The 21683-nt window shown below is 59.0% G+C and carries 18 protein-coding genes; 3 read left to right on the top strand and 15 right to left on the bottom strand.

Going from position 1 to position 21683, the window contains the following annotated elements:
• Positions 1-122 precede the first annotated feature (122 nt).
• The 3 genes from rpoD to rpsU form a co-directional block, all read right to left on the bottom strand.
• Complete coding sequence (gene rpoD / locus VNV36_RS07505) at positions 123-1970, bottom strand: RNA polymerase sigma factor RpoD (RefSeq protein WP_325717214.1); 1848 nt, start codon at positions 1968-1970, stop codon at positions 123-125.
• Positions 1971-2037: 67 nt separating this feature from the next.
• Positions 2038-4002, bottom strand: coding sequence for a DNA primase (dnaG, locus tag VNV36_RS07500; protein ID WP_325717213.1), 1965 nt, complete (start codon positions 4000-4002; stop codon positions 2038-2040).
• A 486-nt stretch (positions 4003-4488) separates the two neighbouring features.
• Complete coding sequence (rpsU, locus tag VNV36_RS07495) at positions 4489-4704, bottom strand: 30S ribosomal protein S21 (protein ID WP_002551877.1); 216 nt, start codon at positions 4702-4704, stop codon at positions 4489-4491.
• Between the two features lie 199 nt (positions 4705-4903).
• Between rpsU and tsaD the strand changes: the two genes are divergently transcribed.
• Complete coding sequence (gene tsaD, locus VNV36_RS07490; RefSeq protein ID WP_325717212.1) at positions 4904-5929, top strand: tRNA (adenosine(37)-N6)-threonylcarbamoyltransferase complex transferase subunit TsaD; 1026 nt, start codon at positions 4904-4906, stop codon at positions 5927-5929.
• Positions 5930-5952: 23 nt separating this feature from the next.
• Here the strand turns inward: tsaD and plsY are convergent, their stop codons facing one another.
• Entirely contained in the window at positions 5953-6522 is a 570-nt protein-coding gene (plsY, locus tag VNV36_RS07485) for a glycerol-3-phosphate 1-O-acyltransferase PlsY (RefSeq protein WP_325717211.1), read from the bottom strand.
• Positions 6523-6596: 74 nt separating this feature from the next.
• Between plsY and folB the strand changes: the two genes are divergently transcribed.
• Complete coding sequence (gene folB, locus VNV36_RS07480; protein ID WP_325717210.1) at positions 6597-6953, top strand: dihydroneopterin aldolase; 357 nt, start codon at positions 6597-6599, stop codon at positions 6951-6953.
• Positions 6944-7459 carry a 2-amino-4-hydroxy-6-hydroxymethyldihydropteridine diphosphokinase gene (gene folK / locus VNV36_RS07475; protein WP_325717209.1) on the top strand — a complete coding sequence of 172 codons (516 nt, stop codon included), beginning with the start codon at positions 6944-6946 and terminating at the stop codon, positions 7457-7459. Before folB ends, folK begins: the two co-directional genes overlap by 10 nt.
• A 90-nt stretch (positions 7460-7549) precedes the next feature.
• On the opposite strand, the gene VNV36_RS07470 is transcribed toward folK, so the two are convergent.
• The 11 genes from VNV36_RS07470 to VNV36_RS07420 form a co-directional block, all read right to left on the bottom strand.
• On the bottom strand, positions 7550-8773 hold the full coding sequence (locus tag VNV36_RS07470) for a multifunctional CCA addition/repair protein (RefSeq protein ID WP_325717208.1): 1224 nt from the start codon (positions 8771-8773) through the stop codon (positions 7550-7552).
• A gap of 63 nt (positions 8774-8836) precedes the next feature.
• On the bottom strand, positions 8837-10399 hold the full coding sequence (locus VNV36_RS07465) for a SpoVR family protein (RefSeq protein ID WP_325717207.1): 1563 nt from the start codon (positions 10397-10399) through the stop codon (positions 8837-8839).
• Positions 10396-11667, bottom strand: a complete 1272-nt coding sequence (locus VNV36_RS07460) for a YeaH/YhbH family protein (protein ID WP_039757709.1) — start codon at positions 11665-11667, stop codon at positions 10396-10398. The genes VNV36_RS07465 and VNV36_RS07460 overlap by 4 nt, the downstream gene beginning before the upstream one ends.
• Positions 11668-11786: 119 nt before the next feature.
• Entirely contained in the window at positions 11787-13709 is a 1923-nt protein-coding gene (locus tag VNV36_RS07455; protein ID WP_186621008.1) for a PrkA family serine protein kinase, read from the bottom strand.
• Between the two features lie 297 nt (positions 13710-14006).
• Positions 14007-14336 (bottom strand): thiosulfate sulfurtransferase GlpE, encoded by a 330-nt coding sequence (gene glpE, locus VNV36_RS07450; protein ID WP_325717206.1) that lies wholly within the window; start codon positions 14334-14336, stop codon positions 14007-14009.
• A 33-nt stretch (positions 14337-14369) separates the two neighbouring features.
• A complete protein-coding gene (locus VNV36_RS07445) occupies positions 14370-15239 on the bottom strand; it encodes a symmetrical bis(5'-nucleosyl)-tetraphosphatase (protein ID WP_325717205.1) in 870 nt (289 codons plus the stop codon).
• Entirely contained in the window at positions 15239-15619 is a 381-nt protein-coding gene (gene apaG / locus VNV36_RS07440) for a Co2+/Mg2+ efflux facilitator ApaG/CorD (protein WP_325717204.1), read from the bottom strand. Before apaG ends, VNV36_RS07445 begins: the two co-directional genes overlap by 1 nt.
• A 112-nt stretch (positions 15620-15731) precedes the next feature.
• On the bottom strand, positions 15732-16550 hold the full coding sequence (rsmA, locus tag VNV36_RS07435) for a 16S rRNA (adenine(1518)-N(6)/adenine(1519)-N(6))-dimethyltransferase RsmA (RefSeq protein WP_325717203.1): 819 nt from the start codon (positions 16548-16550) through the stop codon (positions 15732-15734).
• Entirely contained in the window at positions 16547-17536 is a 990-nt protein-coding gene (gene pdxA, locus VNV36_RS07430; protein WP_325717202.1) for a 4-hydroxythreonine-4-phosphate dehydrogenase PdxA, read from the bottom strand. Before pdxA ends, rsmA begins: the two co-directional genes overlap by 4 nt.
• Entirely contained in the window at positions 17533-18855 is a 1323-nt protein-coding gene (surA, locus tag VNV36_RS07425) for a peptidylprolyl isomerase SurA (protein ID WP_325717201.1), read from the bottom strand. Before surA ends, pdxA begins: the two co-directional genes overlap by 4 nt.
• Positions 18830-21631 carry an LPS-assembly protein LptD gene (locus VNV36_RS07420; protein WP_325717200.1) on the bottom strand — a complete coding sequence of 934 codons (2802 nt, stop codon included), beginning with the start codon at positions 21629-21631 and terminating at the stop codon, positions 18830-18832. The genes surA and VNV36_RS07420 overlap by 26 nt, the downstream gene beginning before the upstream one ends.
• Positions 21632-21683: the final 52 nt, after the last annotated feature.

Here is a 21683-nt window from a genome sequence, read left to right as displayed (position 1 = left end):
GCTCTCGTCAGGGCTCGGGGGTGATTGTTTCGAGTGTAGACGGGGTATGCGGTGGGGAGGGTAGTGCGGGGAATTTAATCTGCCATAAAACAAAACCCCCGGCCTGGGCCGGGGGTCTGGTATCACTCGTCGAGGAAGGAGCGCAGATGCTCACTTCGCGTCGGATGACGCAGTTTGCGCAGCGCCTTGGCTTCTATCTGACGGATCCGCTCACGCGTTACGTCAAACTGTTTGCCCACTTCTTCGAGCGTATGGTCGGTGTTCATGTCGATACCGAAACGCATGCGCAGTACCTTCGCTTCACGGGCAGTGAGACCGGAGAGTACTTCGCGAGTCGCTTCTTTCAGACTTTCCACCGTGGCGACATCGATTGGCGACTGCATGGTCGAGTCTTCGATGAAATCGCCCAGATGGGAATCTTCGTCATCACCGATCGGGGTTTCCATGGAGATCGGCTCTTTGGCGATCTTCAGTACCTTGCGGATCTTGTCCTCAGGCATTTCCATGCGTTCGCCCAGCTCTTCCGGGGTCGGTTCACGACCCATTTCCTGCAACATCTGCCGGGAAATACGGTTGAGCTTGTTGATCGTCTCGATCATGTGCACCGGAATACGGATGGTGCGGGCCTGGTCGGCGATCGAGCGAGTGATCGCCTGACGGATCCACCAGGTGGCATAAGTCGAGAACTTGTAGCCGCGACGGTATTCGAACTTGTCCACCGCCTTCATCAGGCCGATGTTGCCTTCCTGGATCAGATCGAGGAATTGCAGGCCGCGGTTGGTGTACTTCTTGGCGATCGAGATCACCAGACGCAGGTTGGCTTCGACCATCTCTTTCTTCGCGCGGCGGGCCTTGGCCTCGCCGATCGACATGCGACGGTTGATGTCCTTGATTTCTGCGATGGTCAGACCGGTCTCGGTTTCCAGCGCGATCAGCTTCTGCTGGCAACGGATGATGTCCGGCTGCACGCGACCGATGGCTTCGGCGTACTTGCTCTTGCCTTTGGCCAGGGCGTCGGACCAGCTTTCGTCGACTTCGTTGCCCGGGAACTGACGCAGGAAATCGGCGCGTGGCATACGTGCATCACGTACGCACAATTGCATGATCGCGCGCTCTTGCTGACGCAGACGATCCAGGGCACTGCGTACACGCTCGACCAAGGCTTCGAACTGCTTCGGCACCAGTTTGATCGGCATGAACAGCTCGGCCAGGGCCAGCAACTCGGCAACCGCTGCCTTGTTGTGACGACCGTGCTTCTTCAGGGCCTTGCGGGTGATTTCCATCTGGTCGGCCACGGCGCCAAAGCGCTGCGCAGCGATGACCGGATCCGGCCCGCTTTCGGCTTCTTCTTCGTCATCGGAAGATTCGGCTTCATCGTCGTCGGTGTCGTCGTCGGCCTTGACGGCTTTCGGATCGATCGGCGGCGGCACTTCTGCCGCAGGCGGTGCAATACCGTCGTCCGGGTCGATATAACCGCTCAAGACGTCGGACAGGCGACCACCTTCGGTAGTGACGCGGGTGTACTCGGAGAGAATGTGGTCAACCGTGCCAGGGAAGTGCGCGATCGCGCTCATCACTTCACGAATGCCTTCTTCGATCCGCTTGGCGATTTCAATTTCGCCTTCACGGGTCAGAAGCTCGACCGTACCCATTTCACGCATGTACATGCGCACCGGGTCAGTGGTGCGACCGATATCGGTCTCCACCGCCGCCAACGCAGCGGCTGCTTCTTCCGCAGCGGCCTCGTCGGTATCGGCGTCGGCCAACATAAGGGCGTCCGCATCCGGAGCACTCTCGTGTACGGGGATCCCCATGTCGTTAATCATGCGGATGATGTCTTCCACCTGCTCCGGATCTGAAATATCCTCGGGCAGGTGGTCGTTGACCTCGGCGTAAGTCAGATACTTCTGCTCACGACCCAGTTTGATCAACTCAATAATACGAGACTGCTGTTGCGCTTTTCCGGACATAACACCCTATCCACTGAAGGTCTTGGCGGGCAAAAAACAAGCCGAGGATTATACCTGAGCTATGACCTCACGCGCCAGTTGAGGTCGGGTTTGATGCGGAAACATTGCGACTTAAAAGGTCGCGCAGTTGATTTTTCTCTTCCGTGCTCAGTTCGCTTTGTCGCGCTTTCCTGAGCAGCTGTTCCAGATTTCGCTCGCGTTGGCGGGCTGACAAGCTAGTAATGGTGTCGAAAAACTGTTGTTCAAGGTTATCTCCGTCAATCAGCCATTCCTTTTCTGCCAGCGCCTTGAGCAAGCGACCCTGTTCGGTACCGTGCCATCGCGCGATCAGCTGAAATGAGTTTAGCTTGGGATTCTTCTGTACGGCTTCGAGCAGCGCCACAAGCAGCTGGGCGTTGGTCTGATTTTCATCGGCAATGTGCCCGGCGTCTTCCACGCGCTTGGCCAGTTGCGGATGATGGAGCAATGTTCTCAGGGCCGTCAGGGTTGGCGATTCGACGCCAATCGGCGTGCGTGGGCGCTGCTGCTCGCGATCGCCGCCACGCTTGCCATTCTTGTCCCACGGCTTCTTGTCCCACTTCTTGCCGCCGGCGCCGGGTTTCTTCGGCGTCCATTCCTGCTGCGGCACATACATGTCCTGTGCCTGCGGCTGATGGTAGTCGCTGTAGTCCGGCATGGCGTCGTAATCGATGCCCGGATCGTAGGCTGGCGGCGCTTCCTGCGGTGCACTCTGTATCAATTGGCTGACGGTTTCGCTGCTCAGGCCGGTGATTTCGCTCAGGCGCTGACGCATCAGGATGCGCAGATTTGCGCCCGGCACTTTATCGATCAGCGGCGCGGCCAGTGTCGCCATGTGCGCCTTGCCTTCGAGTGAGCGCGGGTCGGCTTCTTCGGTCAGTTGCTGGAAAAAATAATCCGCCAGCGGTTGCGCGTGCTGATTGATGCGTGCCTTGAAAGCGTCAGTGCCTTCGGCGCGGACCAGAGTGTCCGGGTCTTCGCCTTCGGGCAGAAACAGGAACCGCGCGCGGCGACCGTCCTGCAGGCACGGCAGTGTCGCTTCCAGAGCGCGCCACGCGGCGTTGCGGCCGGCCTGGTCGCCGTCAAAGCAGAACAACACGTTCGGCACCACGCGGAACAGGCGCTTCAAGTGTTCTTCGCTGGTCGCGGTACCCAGCGTGGCGACGGCGTTACGCAAGCCTTGCTGGGCGAGAGCGATGACGTCCATGTAGCCTTCGACGACGATGATTTCGTCGAGGTTGCGGTTGTTCTTGCGCGCCTCATAGAGGCCGTAGAGTTCCTGGCCTTTATGGAACACCGGCGTTTCCGGTGAGTTCAGGTATTTGGGCTTGTCGTCGCCGAGTACGCGTCCGCCGAAAGCGATGATTCGTCCACGCGTGTCGCGAATCGGGAACATCACGCGATCACGGAAGCGATCATAGCGTTTGCCGGTTTCGGCGTTCTCGATCAGCAGGCCGGCTTCGATCATGGCCTTTTGTTGCAGGGTGTCGCTGCTCAGATGCTTGAGCAGGTTGTCCCAGCCCGGCGGCGCAAAGCCGAGGCCGAAATCCCGGGCGATCTCGCCGGTCAGGCCGCGACCCTTGAGGTAATCCACGGCGGCCTTGCGCGATGGATGGCTCTTGAGCGCCTGGCGGTAAAAGTCAGCGGCGGCAGTGAGCAGCGGGTACAGCGGCGAATCGGTCGGCTGGCGCGGTTTGCGCTCGCGGCCGCTTTCTTCGCGGGGGATTTCCATGCCGGCGGCTTTGGCCAGATCTTCGACGGCCTGGGGGAAATCCAGGTTGTCGTGATCCATGAGAAAGCCGAGGGCGTTGCCGCCAGCGCCGCAGCCGAAGCAGTAATAGAACTGCTTGTCAGGGCTGACGCTGAACGACGGGGTTTTCTCTTTGTGAAACGGGCAGCAGGCGGTGTAGTTTTTGCCGGCCTTCTTCAATTGCACGCGCGAGCTGACCACATCGACGATGTCGGTGCGGTTCAGCAGGTCGTCAATGAAGCTCTGGGGAATCAGCCCGGCCATGGCGTTCTCGTCGTCTGCGCTGCAGTAAGTCCGTTGCGACAGGCTGTCGGACGCGGGTCGTTGAGGGAAGCGCACAAAGTATGCGGCTCGACCGGTGTCGTCTGCGTGATCGCTGTCGGGAAGTGTATCTGCCGAAAATCCACTGACGTTAGTACCTATCAGTCTTCGACTATTTGAAAGTGTTGCGCTGAATCCGCTGACGGCCGGTTGTCGGCCTCGGATAGCTCAATAAAGCGGGCACACATGCAGGTGCCTTGGGCTGATCGTCGTAAGAGGAATCAGTGGGTGTGCTCGTCAGTAGCCTTGAAAGGCTCGTCAGAAAAGACGTGCACCGCTGGCAAAAGAGCCAGGCCTGACGCGGTGAAGCAGATTTGTCTCGGTCGCATCGGCGGCTTCGACGGTGAAGCATCAAGCGTTTTACGCAAATGCCATTAGCCCGGCTGAAGGCCGGGCTTAGGCAAGAAGCTTGCTACGATCGTCTGTGTATTAGTACAGGCGAACGGCGCGGCGCTGTTCGCGCTGAACTTTCTTGGCGTGACGCTTAACAGCAGCAGCTGCCTTGCGCTTACGCTCAGAAGTTGGCTTCTCGTAAAATTCGCGGCTACGAACTTCAGCCAGTACACCGGCTTTTTCGCAGGAGCGCTTGAAACGACGCAGAGCTACGTCGAAGGGTTCGTTCTCTTTTACTTTGACGGCTGGCATCCAGAGCTACCTTCATTCATTACCGGGGTCAACATCCTCGCGGCAAAAGAGCACTTGAAGACGTCGGTTTTTAAGGGTTGCGGATGTTAACCCCTCATCGCTCGGAATGCAAAGCCTCTGATCGAAAACCGCTGGTCGGGGCATCACGTGGCGACTATTATGCGCGCCTTCGAATTCAGCCTAAACAAGGCGCAAACCCATGCTAGTACTGGGATTAGAAACTTCCTGCGACGAAACCGGCGTCGCATTGTATGACAGTGAACGCGGTCTGTTGGCCGACGCACTGTTCAGCCAGATCGACCTGCACCGCGTCTATGGGGGGGTAGTGCCGGAGCTCGCCTCGCGTGACCATGTCAAGCGCATGCTGCCCTTGATTCGTCAGGTGTTGGCCGAGGCCGATTGCGTCCCGACCGAGATCGATGCGATCGCCTACACCGCCGGCCCCGGCCTGGTCGGCGCGCTGCTGGTCGGTGCTTCCTGCGCTCAGGCGCTGGCGTTTGCCTGGGGCATCCCCGCGCTCGGCGTGCATCACATGGAAGGTCACTTGCTGGCGCCTATGCTCGAGCCAGAACCGCCGGAATTCCCGTTCGTCGCTTTGTTGGTGTCCGGTGGTCATACGCAGCTGGTTCAGGTCGACGGCATTGGCCGATACAGCCTGCTTGGCGAGACTCTCGACGATGCGGCCGGCGAAGCCTTCGACAAAACCGCGAAAATGATGGGCCTCAACTACCCCGGCGGGCCTGAAATTGCCAAGCTCGCCGAGAAGGGCGTCGCAGGACGTTTCATCTTCCCGCGGCCGATGTGTGATCGCCCGGGCCTGGATTTCAGCTTCAGCGGTCTGAAAACCTTCGCCCTCAACACCTGGCAGCAATGCGTCAGCGCCGGGGACGACGGCGAGCAAGCCCGTTGCGACATCGCGCTGGCGTTCCAGCAGGCCGTGGTGGAGACTTTGACCATCAAATGCAAGCGCGCCCTGAAGCAGGCGGGCATGCAGCGTCTGGTAATCGCCGGGGGCGTCAGCGCCAACAAGGCGTTGCGGGTTTCGCTGGAAAAGATGCTCGCCGGTATGAAAGGCGATGTGTTCTATGCGCGACCGGAGTTCTGCACGGACAACGGCGCGATGATCGCGTTTGCCGGTTGCCAGCGTCTGCAGGCCGGTCAGCAGGAAAGTCTGGCAATCACCGTGCAGGCGCGCTGGCCGATGGAGCAGTTGTCGGCGCTGTGACCGCCGATGTTCGCGCTCGGCATTTAAAAATGCCGTTCGCGCCCGGCGAACAGGTCGCGTAGATTGCCGCGATGACGCCAGACAATCAGCAAGGTCAACGCGCTCATTGGCAGCAAGGCTTTCGGCTCCTGCCAGGCCAGCAGCGGCAGAGTCAAAGGCGTGGCGATCAGCGCCGCCAACGAGCTGGTGCGGGTCAGGTAGAACGTCAGCAGCCAGGCACACACGGCCAGTAGCGCGGCGGGTGGATACAGGCCGAGCAGCATGCCGGCGGCAGTGGCGACGCCTTTGCCGCCGCGGAAGCGGAAATACAGTGGGAACAGGTGACCGATCACGGCGCATACGCCGATCCAGGCCTGATCTTGCACAGAAAGGCCCGCGCTCGCAGCGATCAGCACCGGCAGCAAGCCTTTGCACAGATCACCGAGCAGGGTCAGGATGGCCAGTTTGCGGCCGGCCAGGCGCAGCATGTTGGTGGCGCCGGCATTACCCGAGCCACTCATTCGCGGATCCGGATTTCCGGTCAGGCGGCTGAGCAGAATGGCGAAGGACAGCGAGCCAAGCAGGTAGGCGAGAATCGCCAGTAACCAAAACATGCTAACTATTCCGGGCGAGGAAGCCCTGATTCTAACGGCGCATCGCGCCCTTGTCGTGCAGCGGAGAGAAGTGCTTGGACAGAGTGTTTATCGAGGGCCTGGAAGTCGATACCGTGATCGGTGCCTACGACTGGGAGCGCGGCATCCATCAGTGCCTGCGTCTTGATCTGAGCTTCGCCTGGGACAATCGCCCGGCCGCCGCCGGTGACGACCTGACCCTGGCGCTCGATTACGCCAGCGTTTCCACGCGCATTCAGGCCTTTGCCGAGCAAGCGCAGTTCCAACTGGTCGAGACCTTTGCCGAGCGTCTGGTCGAAGTGCTCATGACTGAATTCAAGATCACCTGGGTGCGGCTGAAACTGACCAAGCCGGGTGCTGTGCCGGCTGCGAAGGGCGGCGTAGGTGTGGAGATCGAGCGCGGATGTCGCTGACTCAGGTCTATCTCGGGCTCGGTAGCAATATCGAGCGTGAAACCCACTTGCGCGCCGGGCTCGATGCGCTGGCCGCGTTCCTGGTGGATATCCGCTGTTCAGCGGTGTTCGAGAGCCAGCCGGTGGGCATCAAGAGCGGACCCTTCTTCAATTTCGTGGTGTCGGCCTACACCGATCTGCCATTGATGGAGCTGGATCGCCGTTTGAAGTTCATCGAGGCCGATAACGGTCGCTATGCACCGGATCGCAAAGGCTTGCCGCTGGACATCGATGTGCTGCTGTATGGCGATCTGGTGGGGAATTTCGACGGACTGGTCCTGCCTCGGGCGGAAATCCTGAAAAACGCTTTTGTGCTGTGGCCGCTGTCGCTGATTGCGCCGGATCGGGTGCATCCGGGTGTGGGAAAAAGTTTTGCGACGTTGTGGGCTGAGGCGCAGATTGATCAGGTGTTGGCGCCGGTTGCGTTCGAATGGAATGGGCAGCAATTGACTCCATCGAATCTTTAAAGCAAAAGATCGCGGCCTTCGGCAGCTCCTACAGGAAAACGCTGATTCCGCTGTAGGAGCTGCCGAAGGCTGCGATCTTTTGATCTTGCTTCAGGTGTTGTCTTTGTAGATTTTCAACGCTTTGAGCCGTTCCCGCTTTAGCGCTTCGCCCAACTGGGGACCCTTGAAGCCCATTTCCAGCAACGGCTGCACCGCGACTTTTCGGGCAGCGTTCGCCGCTCCGCGCAAATAATCCGCCTGTGGATAACTTCGCTGCTCCAGGCCTTTGCGGCCACGGGCGTCCATCTCGCAGGCGGCGATGAACTCCTCGAAGCGCTGTGGTCGACGATAGACATCGAAACTCTGCAGCAACTCCAGCAGCGTCGAGGCTTTCAATTCCAGAGCCCGGTGTCCATGGGTGTGATATTGCCCGACCAACAGGGCCAGTTCCTGGCAATCCTTGGGTGCCTTGAAGCGCTCGTTGAGCGCTTTGATCAGTTTCAAACCGGTGTGTTCGTGGGCGATGTGTTGCGGCCACTCTGCTTCCGGTGTCAAGCCTTTGCCCAAATCGTGCAGCAGGCAGGCCCAGCGCACCGTCAGTGGCTGCCTGTGCAGTGCCGATTGCTCCAGCACGCTCAGGGTATGCAGGCCCGTGTCGATTTCCGGGTGGTGGATCTCCGGCTGCGGCACGCCAAACAACGCGTCGACTTCCGGCATCAGCACCTTGAGTGCACCGCAGTCGCGCAACACCTCGATGAACACTTGCGGATGGTCTTCCATCAGTGCTCGGGATATTTCCTTCCAGCTGCGCTCAGCAGTCAACGCCTGCAATTCGCCGGACTCGCTGAGCTGACGCATCAACTTTAGTGTCTCGCTGGCGACAGTGAACCCCAGCCCGGCGTAACGGGCAGCAAAGCGGGCAACACGTAACACACGGAGGGGATCTTCGGCGAATGCCGGGGAAACGTGGCGCAGAATTCGTGCTTCGAGATCGCGCTGGCCATGATAGGGGTCGGTCAGGTTGAGCTGATCGTCCTCGGCCATGGCATTGATCGTCAAGTCGCGGCGAATCAGGTCTTCTTCCAGCGTCACCTCGGGACTGGCGTAGAAGGTGAACCCGCCGTAACCGCGGCCGCTCTTGCGTTCGGTGCGGGCGAGGGCGTACTCCTCACCGGTCTTCGGATGCAAAAACACCGGAAAATCCGCGCCGACCGGACGGAATCCCTTGGCGAGCATTTCTTCCGTGGTGGCGCCGACCACGACCCGGTCTATGTCGGTGACCGGCAATCCCAACAGGCGATCACGTACCGCGCCGCCAACCTTGTAAACCTGCATAAAAAACCTCCGTCAGTCCGACAGGATAACCCTTGCGTCAGACTTTCGGAGGCCAAAACCGGATCAAAGATGAATCACGGCCAGATCGAGCCGGCCGTAATCGCCTTCGCTGTGTTCACTGCGCGGCGGCACATGATGGGTTTTCATGATCTGGTCGCCTTGCAACGTTTCCAGGTGAATGTCGAAGCCCCACAATCGGTGCAAGTGCTTGAGCACTTCTTCGGTGGAGTCGCCCAATGGTTTGCGGTCGTGCTGCTGATGGCGCAGGGTCAGTGAGCGATCGCCGCGCCGATCGATGCTGTAGATCTGCACGTTCGGTTCACGATTGCCGAGGTTGTACTGCGCTGCCAGGGTTTCGCGAATGATGCGGTAACCGCCCTCGTCATGAATGGCCGGCACCAGCAAATCGTCTTTCTGGTCGTCATCGAGAATGCTGAACAGCTTCAGATCACGGATAACCTTGGGCGACAGGTATTGCAGGATGAAACTCTCGTCTTTGAAACTGCTCATGGCGAACTTGATCGTCGACAGCCAGTCGGAGCCGGCGATGTCCGGGAACCAGCGACGATCCTCCTCGGTAGGCTCTTCACACATGCGACGGATATCCCGATACATCGCGAAACCCAGGGCATAGGGGTTGATGCCGTTGTAGTACGGACTGTCGAAGCCCGGCTGGAATACCACACTGGTGTGCGATGTCAGGAATTCCATCATGAACCCGTCAGTGACCAGGCCGTCGTCATACAGATCATTCATCAGCGTGTAATGCCAGAACGTCGCCCAACCTTCGTTCATCACCTGGGTCTGGCGCTGCGGATAGAAGTACTGAGCGATCTTGCGCACGATCCGCACGATCTCGCGCTGCCACGGTTCAAGCAGTGGCGCATGTTTCTCGATGAAATACAGAATGTTTTCCTGCGGCTCGGCGGGGAAGCGGGCGTTGTCCTTGTCACTGTACTTGTCCGCGCCTTTGGGAATGGTGCGCCACAGATCATTGATCTGCTTTTGCATGTGCTCTTCGCGGTCCTTCTGCCGCCGACGTTCCTCTTCGGCGGATATCGGATAAGGCCGTTTGTAGCGATCGACGCCATAGTTCATCAGCGCGTGGCAGGAGTCGAGCAGGTCTTCCACGGCATCGATGCCATGGCGCTCTTCGCACTGCATGATGTACTGCTTGGCGAACACCAGGTAATCGATGATCGAGCTGGCGTCGGTCCAGGTGCGGAACAGGTAGTTGCCCTTGAAAAAGCTGTTGTGACCGTAGCAGGCATGAGCCACCACCAGCGCCTGCATGCAGATGGTGTTTTCTTCCATCAGATAGGCGATGCACGGGTCGGAATTGATCACGATCTCGTAGGCCAGACCCATCTGCCCGCGGCTGTAGGATTTTTCGGTGCTGAGGAAGTGTTTGCCATAGGACCAGTGGTGATAACCCAGCGGCATACCCACCGAGGCATAAGCGTCCATCATTTGCTCGGCGGTAATCACCTCGATCTGATTGGGGTAGGTGTCCAGCGCATAACGGGCCGCGATCCGGGCGATTTCGCGGTCGTAGGTCTGGATCAGCTCGAATGTCCATTCGGAGCCGGTGGAAATGGGTTGGCGCTTCTGCTCTTTGGCGGTCATGTCACTAACCTGCGCTGGAAGAGTTCACGGAAGACCGGATAGATATCTCCGGCCGAGACCAGTTGCTGCTGGGCAAAAGTGTCAGAGAAGGCTTCGGCGATGCGTTCGTACTCGTACCACAAGGCCTGATGTTCGCGCGGGGTGATCTCCACGTAAGTGTAGTACTGCACAAACGGCATGATCTGATTGATCAGTATGTCGCGGCAAATGGGTGAATCGTCGTTCCAGTTATCGCCATCGGATGCCTGGGCGGCGTAGATATTCCACTCATTGCTCGGATAGCGCTCGGCCATGATCTCCTGCATGAGCTTCAAGGCGCTGGAAACTATGGTGCCGCCAGTTTCACGAGAATAGAAAAACTCCTCTTCATCCACTTCCCGAGCGCTGGTGTGGTGACGAATGAACACCACGTCGATCTTGTCGTAGTTCCGTTTCAGGAACAGGTACAGCAGGATGAAAAAGCGCTTGGCGATATCCTTGGTCGCTTGCGTCATCGAGCCGGACACGTCCATCAGGCAAAACATCACTGCTTTCGAACTCGGGTTGGGCTGTTTGACCAGCAGGTTGTATTTCAGGTCGAAAGTATCGAGGAACGGCACGCGGTGAATGCGCGCGCTGAGCTTTTCGATTTCGGCTTCCAGTTCCTGGATATCACCGAAATTGTCCGGCTCTTCGCGCTTGAGCCGTGCCAGTTCTTCCTTGGCCTCACGCAGTTTCGCGCGGCTGCTGCCGGACAGGGCGATGCGACGTGCGTGCGCCGAGCGTAGCGTGCGGATGATGTTGATTCGTGAAGGGTTACCCTCGTTGCTGATGCCGGCCCGCACGGTTTTGAACGTGTCGGTGCCGGTCAGGTTGCGCTTGACCAGGTTAGGCAGCTCGAGGTCTTCGAACATGAATTCGAGAAATTCTTCCTGGGTGATCTGGAAGACGAATTCGTCCATGCCCTCGCCGGAATTGCCGGCCTTGCCCGGACCGCGTCCACCGCCGCCTCCCGGTGGACGGGCGATATGTTCGCCAGCAGTGAATTCCTTGTTGCCGGGATGAACCACGGTCTGTTTGCCGCCACGACCATGGTGAAGCACCGGTTCATCGATGTCGCGACCGGGGATGCTGATCTGTTCACCGTGCTCCATATCGGTAATGGAACGCCGGCTGACTGCCTCTTCGACAGCCTTTTTGATGTGGTCACGGTAACGCCGCAGAAAACGCTGGCGGTTCACCGTGCTCTTGTTCTTGCCATTGAGGCGTCGGTCGATCACATAGCTCATAAGGCCCCTCCGGGGAGCTTCAAGTTTTGAGCTGCAAGCCGCAAGTAGAAGCGAATGCCCGTGTTTTCTGGTTCACGCGCTTTGTACTTGCAGCTTGTGGCTTATAGCTTGCAGCTGCCTCACTGCGACTTCCGGACCCGCAGGTACCATTCGGACAGCAGGCGTACCTGTTTGTCGGTGTAGCCACGTTCAACCATTCGCGTAACGAAGTCGTTGTGTTTCTGTTGATCCTCCTTGCTGGCCTTGGCGTTGAAGCTGATGACGGGTAACAGGTCTTCGGTGTTGGAGAACATTTTCTTCTCGATGACCACCCGCAGTTTTTCGTAGCTGAGCCAGGTCGGGTTCTTGCCATTGTTGTTGGCCCGCGCACGCAGTACGAAGTTGACGATTTCGTTGCGGAAATCCTTCGGATTGCTGATGCCGGCCGGTTTTTCGATTTTTTCCAGTTCTTCGTTCAGCGCCACGCGGTTGAGGATTTCGCCGGTTTCCGGATCGCGATATTCCTGATCCTGAATCCAGAAATCTGCGTACAGCACGTAGCGATCGAAGATGTTCTGACCGTACTCGCTGTAGGACTCCAGGTACGCGGTCTGGATTTCCTTGCCGATAAACTCGATGTAACGCGGTGCCAGATATTCCTTCAGGTACCGCAGATAACGTTCACGGGTCTCGGCCTGGAATTGTTCCTGTTCGATCTGCTGTTCCAGCACGTAGAGCAGGTGCACCGGGTTGGCGGCGATTTCATGCGGGTCGAAGTTGAACACCTTGGAGAGGATCTTGAAGGCGAAGCGGGTCGACAGACCGTTCATGCCTTCGTCGACACCGGCCGAATCGCGGTACTCCTGAATCGACTTGGCCTTCGGATCAGTGTCTTTCAGGTTTTCGCCATCGTAGACGCGCATCTTCGAATAGATGTTGGAGTTTTCCGGCTCCTTGAGGCGTGACAGCACGGTGAACTGCGCGAGCATTTTCAGGGTGTCCGGTGCGCAATGGGCCTTGGACAGGGAGCTGTTGAACAGCAATTTGTCGTAGATCTTCACTTCATCACTGACGCGCAGGCAATACGGCACTTTGACGATGTAGATCCGGTCGATGAACGCTTCGTTGTTCTTGTTGTTGCGGAAGGTGTGCCACTCCGACTCGTTGGAGTGAGCCAGCAGAATCCCGGTGAACGGAATCGCGCCGAGGCCTTCGGTACTGTTGTAGTTGCCTTCTTGAGTGGCAGTCAGCAATGGATGCAGCACCTTGATCGGTGCCTTGAACATTTCCACGAATTCCATCAGGCCCTGGTTGGCCCGGCACAGCGCACCGGAGTAGCTGTAGGCATCGGCGTCGTTCTGGGGAAACTCTTCGAGCTTGCGGATATCGACCTTGCCGACCAGCGCCGAAATGTCCTGGTTGTTCTCGTCGCCCGGTTCGGTCTTGGCCACAGCAATCTGGTTGAGGATCGACGGGTAGAGCTTGACCACGCGGAACTGGCTGATATCGCCGCCGAATTCGGCCAGGCGCTTGGTCGCCCAGGGCGACATGATGGTGTTCAGGTAGCGCCGTGGGATGCCGAAATCTTCCTCGAGGATCGCGCCATCTTCAGTGGCGTTGAACAGACCCAGAGGTGATTCGAAGACCGGCGAGCCCTTGATGGCGTAAAAGGGCACCTTCTCCATCAGTTGTTTCAGCTTCTCGGCCAGGGACGACTTGCCGCCACCGACGGGGCCGAGCAGGTAAAGGATCTGTTTCTTCTCTTCCAGGCCCTGGGCGGCGTGGCGGAAATACGAGACGATCTGGTCGATGCACTCTTCCATCCCGTGGAAGTCTTCAAAGGCCGGATAGCGACGGATCACCTTGTTGGAGAAGATGCGCGACAGCCTCGAATTGGTCGAAGTGTCGAGCAGTTCCGGCTCGCCGATGGCCATCAATAGACGCTCGGCGGCGGAAACGTAGGCGCTGCGATCCTTCTTGCACAGCTCCAGGTACTCCTGCAGGGAGAATTCTTCCTGGCGTGTGGATTCGAAGCGTTGTTGGAAGTGGCTAAAGATACTCATGACGTCACCTCGCTCGATACGTGGAGCCGACGCCGGATCACTCAGTCGATGCTGGCAGCAGCCGCTGTGGCAGCTGCTGTTTACCCCCCAGAATTCCTTCACGGTCGACAAACCGCGAAAGCTACTCCCGATGACCCGTGCGCCGGTGTACCGGCTCTCCCCTGTTTTGGATGGCCTGCGCTTAAGGATAGTTGGGAATTCGGGAGGTAAAGGCGAGATACGTAATTAGTTGTGGCAGACCGTTCGTCTGCCATGCGCAGGCCCACGGGAGCCGGGGCCTGCGCGTAACAAAAAAATTTATTCGTCGTTGCCTTGCGCAGTTTCCGAAGGATAGGTCGCACGCCACAGCTCGAAACCGCCATCCATGCTGTAGACGTCGGAGAAACCCTGGCTGATCAGATAAGCGGCGGCACCCTGACTGGAATTGCCGTGGTAGCAGACCACGACGGTCGGCGCGTCGAGGTCGGCGCCCTGAATGAAAGCGTGCAGCGAGTGATTGTCCAGATGTTTGGAGCCGGCGATATGCAGCGCGGCAAAGGTCGCCGGATCGCGGACGTCGACTACAACGGCGCCTTGTTCACGCAAGGCCTGCGCCTGTTCCGGGGGGATTCGTTTGAATTCGCTCATGGCGGGTTCCTGTTGCTCAACTGAAGGTGCAGTCTAACGCGGCGCGTCGACTGGCGAAGATTCGGGGATAAGTGGCGCAAGCCCGCCATGCTCATCGCACTTGCACGACAGGCGTTCGCCGCTGTCGACGTTCATCAGCGTGAGGCTGCCGCCCCAGACGCAGCCGGTGTCCAGCGCCGAAATGCCCGGCTCGTGGATATTGCCTTCCAGTGCCGCCCAGTGGCCGAAGATGATGCGCAGACCTTTGGTCTTGCGCTCCTTGTGCTGAAACCATGGCTTGAAGCCGGGCGGGGCGCTGTCGAGGCCTTCCTTGCTCTTGAGGTCGAGCTTGCCTTCGGCGGTGCAGAAACGCATGCGCGTGAAGTAGTTGGTGATCACCCGCAGACGGTCGATGCCTTTGAGGTCGTTGTCCCATTTTGCCGGCTCGTTGCCGTACATGCCGTCCAGATACGCGGGGAAAACGTTATCGTCGCGCAGGGCGGCCTCGACTTCGGCGGCGCACTTGAGGGCTCGGCGCAGCGACCATTGCGGCGGGATACCAGCGTGGACCATGGCGACATCACGCATTTCGTCGTAGTGCATCAGCTTCTGCTGGCGCAACCACTCCATCAGTTGCGGGCCGTCAGGCGCCTCGATGATTTCGCGCAAGGTGTCGCTTTTCTTCAAGCGCTCGATTTTCTTCGCGGCGGCCAGCAGGTGCAGGTCGTGATTGCCCAGTACGCAAACCAGCGACTCGCGCATGCCGTAGAGAAAGCGCAGGGTTTGCAGCGACTGCGGGCCACGGTTGACCAGATCGCCGACCAGCCACAGCCGATCCAGCGTCGGGTCGAAGGAAACTTGCTTGAGCAGACATTTGAGCGGTTCGAGGCAGCCTTGCAGGTCACCGACGGCATAAGTCGTCATCAGTGCAGGGCCCCGGGTACGGCGAGGCGAAACGGTTTGATGACTGCATCGAAATGTTTGCCGTCATCGGCGAGCATTTGATAGGTGCCCTGCATGGTGCCGACCTTGGTGATCATTACCGTGCCGCTGGTATACGTATGGCTTTCGCCCGCAGCGATCAGGGGCTGCTCGCCGACCACGCCTTCACCGCGTACTTGTTCGACATGGCCATTGCCATCGGTAATCACCCAATGCCGGGAGAGAAGCTTGGCCGCAATCTCACCGTTGTTCTGCACGGTGATGGTGTAGGCGAAGGCGAAACGGTCGTGTTCGGGTTGCGATTGGTCTGCCAGATAATGGGTAACGACGCTGACATCAACCTGATAACGGGAATCGGACATGCAAAAGGCCTTAACGAAGCGGAACGCAGGGCGTAGCTGATGGTGAATCAGTCTAGGCAAGTATCGGGCAGTAAACCAGAGTGGTGTGCTGCCCGATAGCGTTCATCGCCGGTCAGTCGGCGGCAGGAGCGGTCGAGACCTGTATGGCCAGCTGGTCGGCCAGACGTACGAATGCCGCCAGATCCAGCTGTTCCGGGCGCAGGCTGCCATCGACGCCAGCGGCTTCGATCTCGGCATTGCTGAGCAGCTGCTTGAGGGTATTGCGCAGGGTTTTGCGCCGCTGGTTGAACGCTTCGCGTACCACACGCTCGAGCAGACGATGATCTTTGGCCGGGTGCGGCAGTACCGCATGCGGCACCAGACGAACGATGGCCGAGTCGACTTTCGGCGGCGGATTGAACGCGCCCGGGCCGACGTTGAACAGATGTTCCACGCGGCAATGGTATTGAACCATGATCGACAAACGGCCCCAGTCACCGCCACCCGGACCCGCCGCCAGACGCTCGACCACTTCTTTCTGCAGCATGAAGTGCATGTCGCGGATGATCCCGGCGTTGTTCAGCAGGTGAAAAATCAGCGGCGTCGAGATGTTGTAGGGCAGGTTACCCACCACGCGCAGGCTGTTCGGCGCGGCGTTCAGCGTGTTGAAGTCGAATTTCAGCGCATCGCCCTGATGCAGGTTGAAATTGCTCATACCGGCAAACTGCTGGTTGAGAATCGGGATCAGATCCTTGTCCAGTTCCACTACGTCAAGTTGCGCGCCGGAGCCGAGCAGACCCTGGGTGAGGGCGCCCTGGCCGGGGCCGATTTCCAGCAGGCGATCGTCTGACTTGGCGTGGATCGAGCGCAGGATGCGGTCGATAACGCCGGCATCGTGCAGGAAGTTCTGGCCAAAGCGTTTGCGCGCCTTGTGTTGGTATTGCTCGTTCATAAACGGGTCTCGGCCATCTGGTAGGCGGTTTCCAGCGCGACTTGCAGGCTGCCGGTGTCGATCCTGCCGCTGCCGGCCAGATCCAGGGCGGTGCCATGGTCAACCGATGTGCGGATGATCGGCAGGCCCAGCGTCACGTTGACGGCGGCGCCGAAGCCTTTGTACTTGAGCACAGGCAAGCCCTGATCGTGGTACATCGCCAGCACCGCATCGCAGTGCTCCAGATATTTGGGGGTAAACAGAGTGTCGGCAGGCAGCGGGCCACGAAGATCCATGCCCTCGCCGCGCAGGCGCTCTAATGTCGGTTCGATGATGTCGATTTCTTCATGGCCCAGGTGGCCGCCCTCACCAGCGTGCGGGTTGAGTCCGCAAACCAGGATGCGCGGCCGGGCAATGCCGAATTTGTCTTGCAGGTCGGTGTGCAGAATTCGCGTGACTCGCTCCAGTCGCTGCGGCGTGATCGCATCAGCGACATCGCGCAGTGGCAGGTGCGTGGTAACCAGCGCTACGCGCAAACCGCGAGTCGCAAGCATCATCACCACTTGCGCGGTGTGCGTCAGGTCAGCAAGAAACTCGGTGTGTCCGGAAAATGCGATGCCTGAGTCGTTGATCACGCCTTTGTGCACCGGTGCGGTGATCATCCCGGCGAAATCGCCATTCAGACAGCCGTTTCCGGCACGCGTCAGGGTCTCGAGGACGAACGCCGCATTGGCCTTGTCCAGTTGTCCTGCGATGACAGGTGCACTCAGAGGTGTATCCCAAACGTACAGGCTGCCCGCAGGCGCCGGAGCATCCGGCCAAAAATCTGGCGTGACATTCAGTACATTGACGGCCAGACCCAGCTGCGCGGCCCGCTCAAGGAGCAGGTCGCGGCTGGTTATGGCAATCAGGGGATATGGCTGGGCTTGCGGGGCGAGCAGCAGGCACAGGTCGGGACCGATGCCGGCTGGTTCGCCGGGTGTCAGCGCGAAACGCTTGGGTTTCACTGCGCTGCCTGGTCTGCACCAGGGAGTTTGATCTCTACGTAGGCTTCGTCACGGATCTGACGCAGCCAGGTTTGCAGCTCTTCGTCGTATTTGCGGTTACGCAGTACCGTCATCGCTTGCTGTTCACGGGCCTGTTCGGTGCTGTCGGTGGCGCGGCGACCAAGGACTTCCAGCACGTGCCAGCCGTATTGGGTCTGGAACGGCTTGGACAGCTGACCTTGTGGCGTCGAGGCCATCACTTCGCGGAATTCCGGCACCAGCACGTTCGGGTCGATCCAGTTCAGGTCGCCGCCGTTGAGCGCGGAACCCGGATCTTCCGAGTAGTTCTTCGCCAGCTCGGCAAAATCTTCGCCGGCGGTGATGCGGTTGTACAGGGACTGAACCAGTTCTTTGGTTTTCGCTTCGTCACGGATCGGACTTGGCTTGACCAGAATGTGGCGCACATGCACTTCATCACGGGTCTGCGCTTCGCCGCCGCGCTTGCCCAGCAGCTTCAGAATGATGAAGCCGCCCGGGGTGCGTGCAGGCTGGGTAATGTCGCCAACGGCCATGCTGCTCAACTCGCGATCGAACGGCGGTGGCAGCTGGGCTGCTTTACGCCAGCCCATGTCGCCGCCTTCCAGCGCGTTGTCGCTGCCTGATTTGGCAACGGCCACCTGGCCGAAGTCAGCGCCTTGCTTAAGCTGCTGGTAAACCTCCATGGCCTGACGCGCGGCGCTCTGAATGGCATCGGAGTTGGCGCTTTCCGGGGTTGGAATCAGGATGTTGGCCAGATGCAATTCTTCGGAAAGCTGCATCTTGCCCAGGTCGGAAGCGAGGAAGTTTTTCACCTCCTGTTCGGACACCTGGATGCGCTCGGCTACACGACGCTGACGCACACGGCTGATGATCATCTCGCGCTTGATCTGATCACGGGCGTCGTCATAGTTCAGGCCATCACGAGCCAGCGCAGCACGGAACTGATCGACAGTCATGTTATTGCGTTGGGCAATGGTGCCGACGGCCTGGTTGAGTTCTTCATCGGTGATGCGAATGCCGGAACGTTCGCCGATCTGCAGTTGCAGGTTTTCGACGATCAGACGCTCGAGCACCTGCTGATCCAGCACGCCCGGAGGCGGCAGACCGCCACCGCGCTTGGCGATGGTCTGCTGAACTTCGTGAACGCGCTGGTCCAGTTGGCTCTGCATGACCACGTCGTTGTCGACGATCGCCACCACTTTATCGATGGATTGCACGGCGGCGTTGGCCGCCGTACCCAGGAACAGCGCGCCCAGCAGCAGCGGGCGCAGACAATCAGAAAGCTTGGTCTTCACGTTCACGATAACCTTGAATGCCTTTGTCGAGGAAGCTCTCTACCTTGGCGCCAGTCAGGCCGCCGAGTCCCTTCAGAACAATTTGGAGGAAGACGCCATGGTCGCCTTTTTCGTTTTGCGGAGCTTCCTGGCTGAACTCGTCATAGGAAACCCAGTAACGGTTGATCAGGCGCAGTTTCCAGCAGCAGTTGTCGTATTCGAAACCACCGAAGGCTTCCAGCGTGCGGTTGCGGTTGTAGTCGTACTGCCAGCGGCTGATGGCGTTCCACTGCGGAACGATCGGCCAGATGACCGAGAAGTCATGCTGCTGGATCTTGTAGTAGTCCTTCACGTAGCCAGGCTGACCAGGGGTACCGTAGTCACCACCGCCCACCGCCCACTGACCGGTATTCTGATCGTAGCGAATCTGGTCGTTGCGATAGCGATAACCGGCGTTGATGACCTTGTTCGGGTTGTCTGCGGGCTGGTAGTGGAACATCGCGCTACCGGAGCGCGGGCTACGGCTGTCCGGATCCCAGTTGTAATCGGCAGTGGCGCGCCAGTCACGGTTCCAGCGGTATTCATATTCCAGCGCGTATGGCGAAACACTGGATTTGGAATCTTCCCGGGTTTTCGCATTGATGCCAGGCAATTGCACTTCGCGGTTTTTGAAATAGTACGCCTGGCCTACGCTGATGCGCTGACGCTCGAAGCCGTTTTCTTCAATCCAGCGGCTGGTCACGCCCAGCGACAGTTTGTTCTCGTCGCCGACACGGTCGGCGCCGGAGAAACGGTTGTCGCGGAACAGCGAAGCGTAGTTGAAGGTGTATTCGCTGGTGTCGAACACTGGAATGTCTTCCTGATCTTTCTCCGGTACATAGAGATAGAACAGGCGCGGCTCCAGGGTCTGACGGTAGTTCTTGCCGAAGTAAGACGTGTCGCGGTCGAAGTACAGGCCACCATCGATGCTGGCGATTGGTACGCCACGGTTCTGGTTGCTGTCGAACTTGCCGTAGAGCTTCTGGTTTTCCGGCGAGAGTGCATCGATTTGCGATTTGCCGGTGTTATCCAGATCAAGCTGATACTGGGTGTACTGATATTTCAACGATGGCTTGAGGAAGCCATACGTCCAGTTCATCGGTAGGCTGACGCCCGGCTTCAGATTCAAGCGATCGCCGTTGGCGCGAGCCAGTCCGGTGATGTTGTTGTCCAGACGCGACTCGGTGGTAATGCCGTCTTCCTGTACGAATGTGCCGCTACGCAGGTCACGGTCAAAACGTACCAACTCGGTCTCGTAATCGAAATTCAGACCTTCCGGGTGATACGGCAGCTGACCATTGAAGGTGATCTGCGGCAGACGACCATACGGGGTGATGTTCGAAACGGTAGCCAGTTGGTACTGCTGGGCATTCAGGCGTGCGGTATAGCTGTCGCCACGATAGGTGACAGCACCCTGCTGATTGACGAAATCGCTGCTCTTCACACCAATCTGGTCGGTCTGCAGATCCTGGAAGTAATACGGATCGCTGATCTTGGTGTAATCCACTTCGGTCAGCAGGCGTGAGTCGAGACCGCCCTTGTGCTGCCAGTTGTACATGTAGCGAGTGTCTTTGTAGTCGGACTGGCGCTTGCGATCATCGTCCTCGTCATTGAGGTACGCCGCACCGAACTGGCCTTCGCTCGACTTGGTCAGGTAACGGAATTCGCCTTCGACCAGCATGCCGCGCTTGCTCATGTAGCGCGGGTACAACGTAGCGTCGTAGTTCGGCGCCAGGTTGAAGTAGTACGGGGTGACCAGCATGAAGCCGGTGTCGCTGCCCGAACCGATGGTCGGCGGCAGGAAGCCCGACTGACGACGATCGTCGATCGGGAAGTAGATGTACGGGGTGTACAGAATCGGAATGTCTTTGACGCGCAATGTCACGTTCGTCGCGGTACCGAAACCGGTAGCCGGGTTCAGCGTGATGTTGTTGCCCTTGAGCTGCCACGCGTTGCTGTTCGGTTCGCACGTGGTGTACGTGCCGTCCTTCAAGCGGATGATCGCGTTTTCGGCGCGCTTGGCGTACAGCGCGTTACCGCGAATGCGCGATTTGTGCATCACGTATTCAGCGTTGTCGACCTTGGCTTCACCGGTGTCGAGCTGCACATCGGCGTGGTCGCCGACGATCAGCGCACCGTTGTCGCGGATGCGTACGTTGCCGGCCAGTTCGCCGCGGCTTTCGGCCTGATACAGGTTCGCCTCGTCGGCTTCGACCTGCATGCTGCCCTGACGCATGACCACGTCACCGGCGAGGCTGGCGACTTGTGTGTCCTGCTCATAACGCGACGCTTTGGCACCGATGAAGGTCGGCGCGTCACTTTTATTCGTCTTGTCATTCATGCCAGGACGAATCGGTTCGATATAGGAACCAGAGCAGTAAGGACCGGTCTCGGCCAATTGGGCGGCGGTGAGCTTCTCGCGCGGAACCCAGTCGAGGTGACTGTAGTCTTCGCTACGGGATTTCAGGCCACGGCCCTTGGCTTCGGTGACCAGTGCGGTTTTCGCGCCGGTCTCTGCGTCGGAGCCTTTGCTGGCCGGGGTTTCACCGGCGGCGCTGACGGCACTGCCGTCATGCACCGGACGCGGCGGCAACGCCGCGGCGGGCGACTTGGGCGCACAGTCCCAGCCACCCGTAGCCGAGACGGAGCAGTCATACTGCTCGGCGGCAACAACGAATTGACTGGCCAGAGGTTGCATAGCCAGCAGACTGCCGGTTACCAACAACGGAAATTTTTTACGAAACGCGGGGGATTTCAATGCCATCTTATTAGTCCGGGCTTCCTGCGTGCCATCTGCCCGCGGTGTGGGCCGCACG

This window comes from Pseudomonas sp. (genome assembly GCF_035554175.1).
GTDB lineage: Bacteria > Pseudomonadota > Gammaproteobacteria > Pseudomonadales > Pseudomonadaceae > Aquipseudomonas.
Note: the sequence above shows the minus strand (reverse complement) of the source record. Positions and strands in the feature narration are given on the sequence as shown.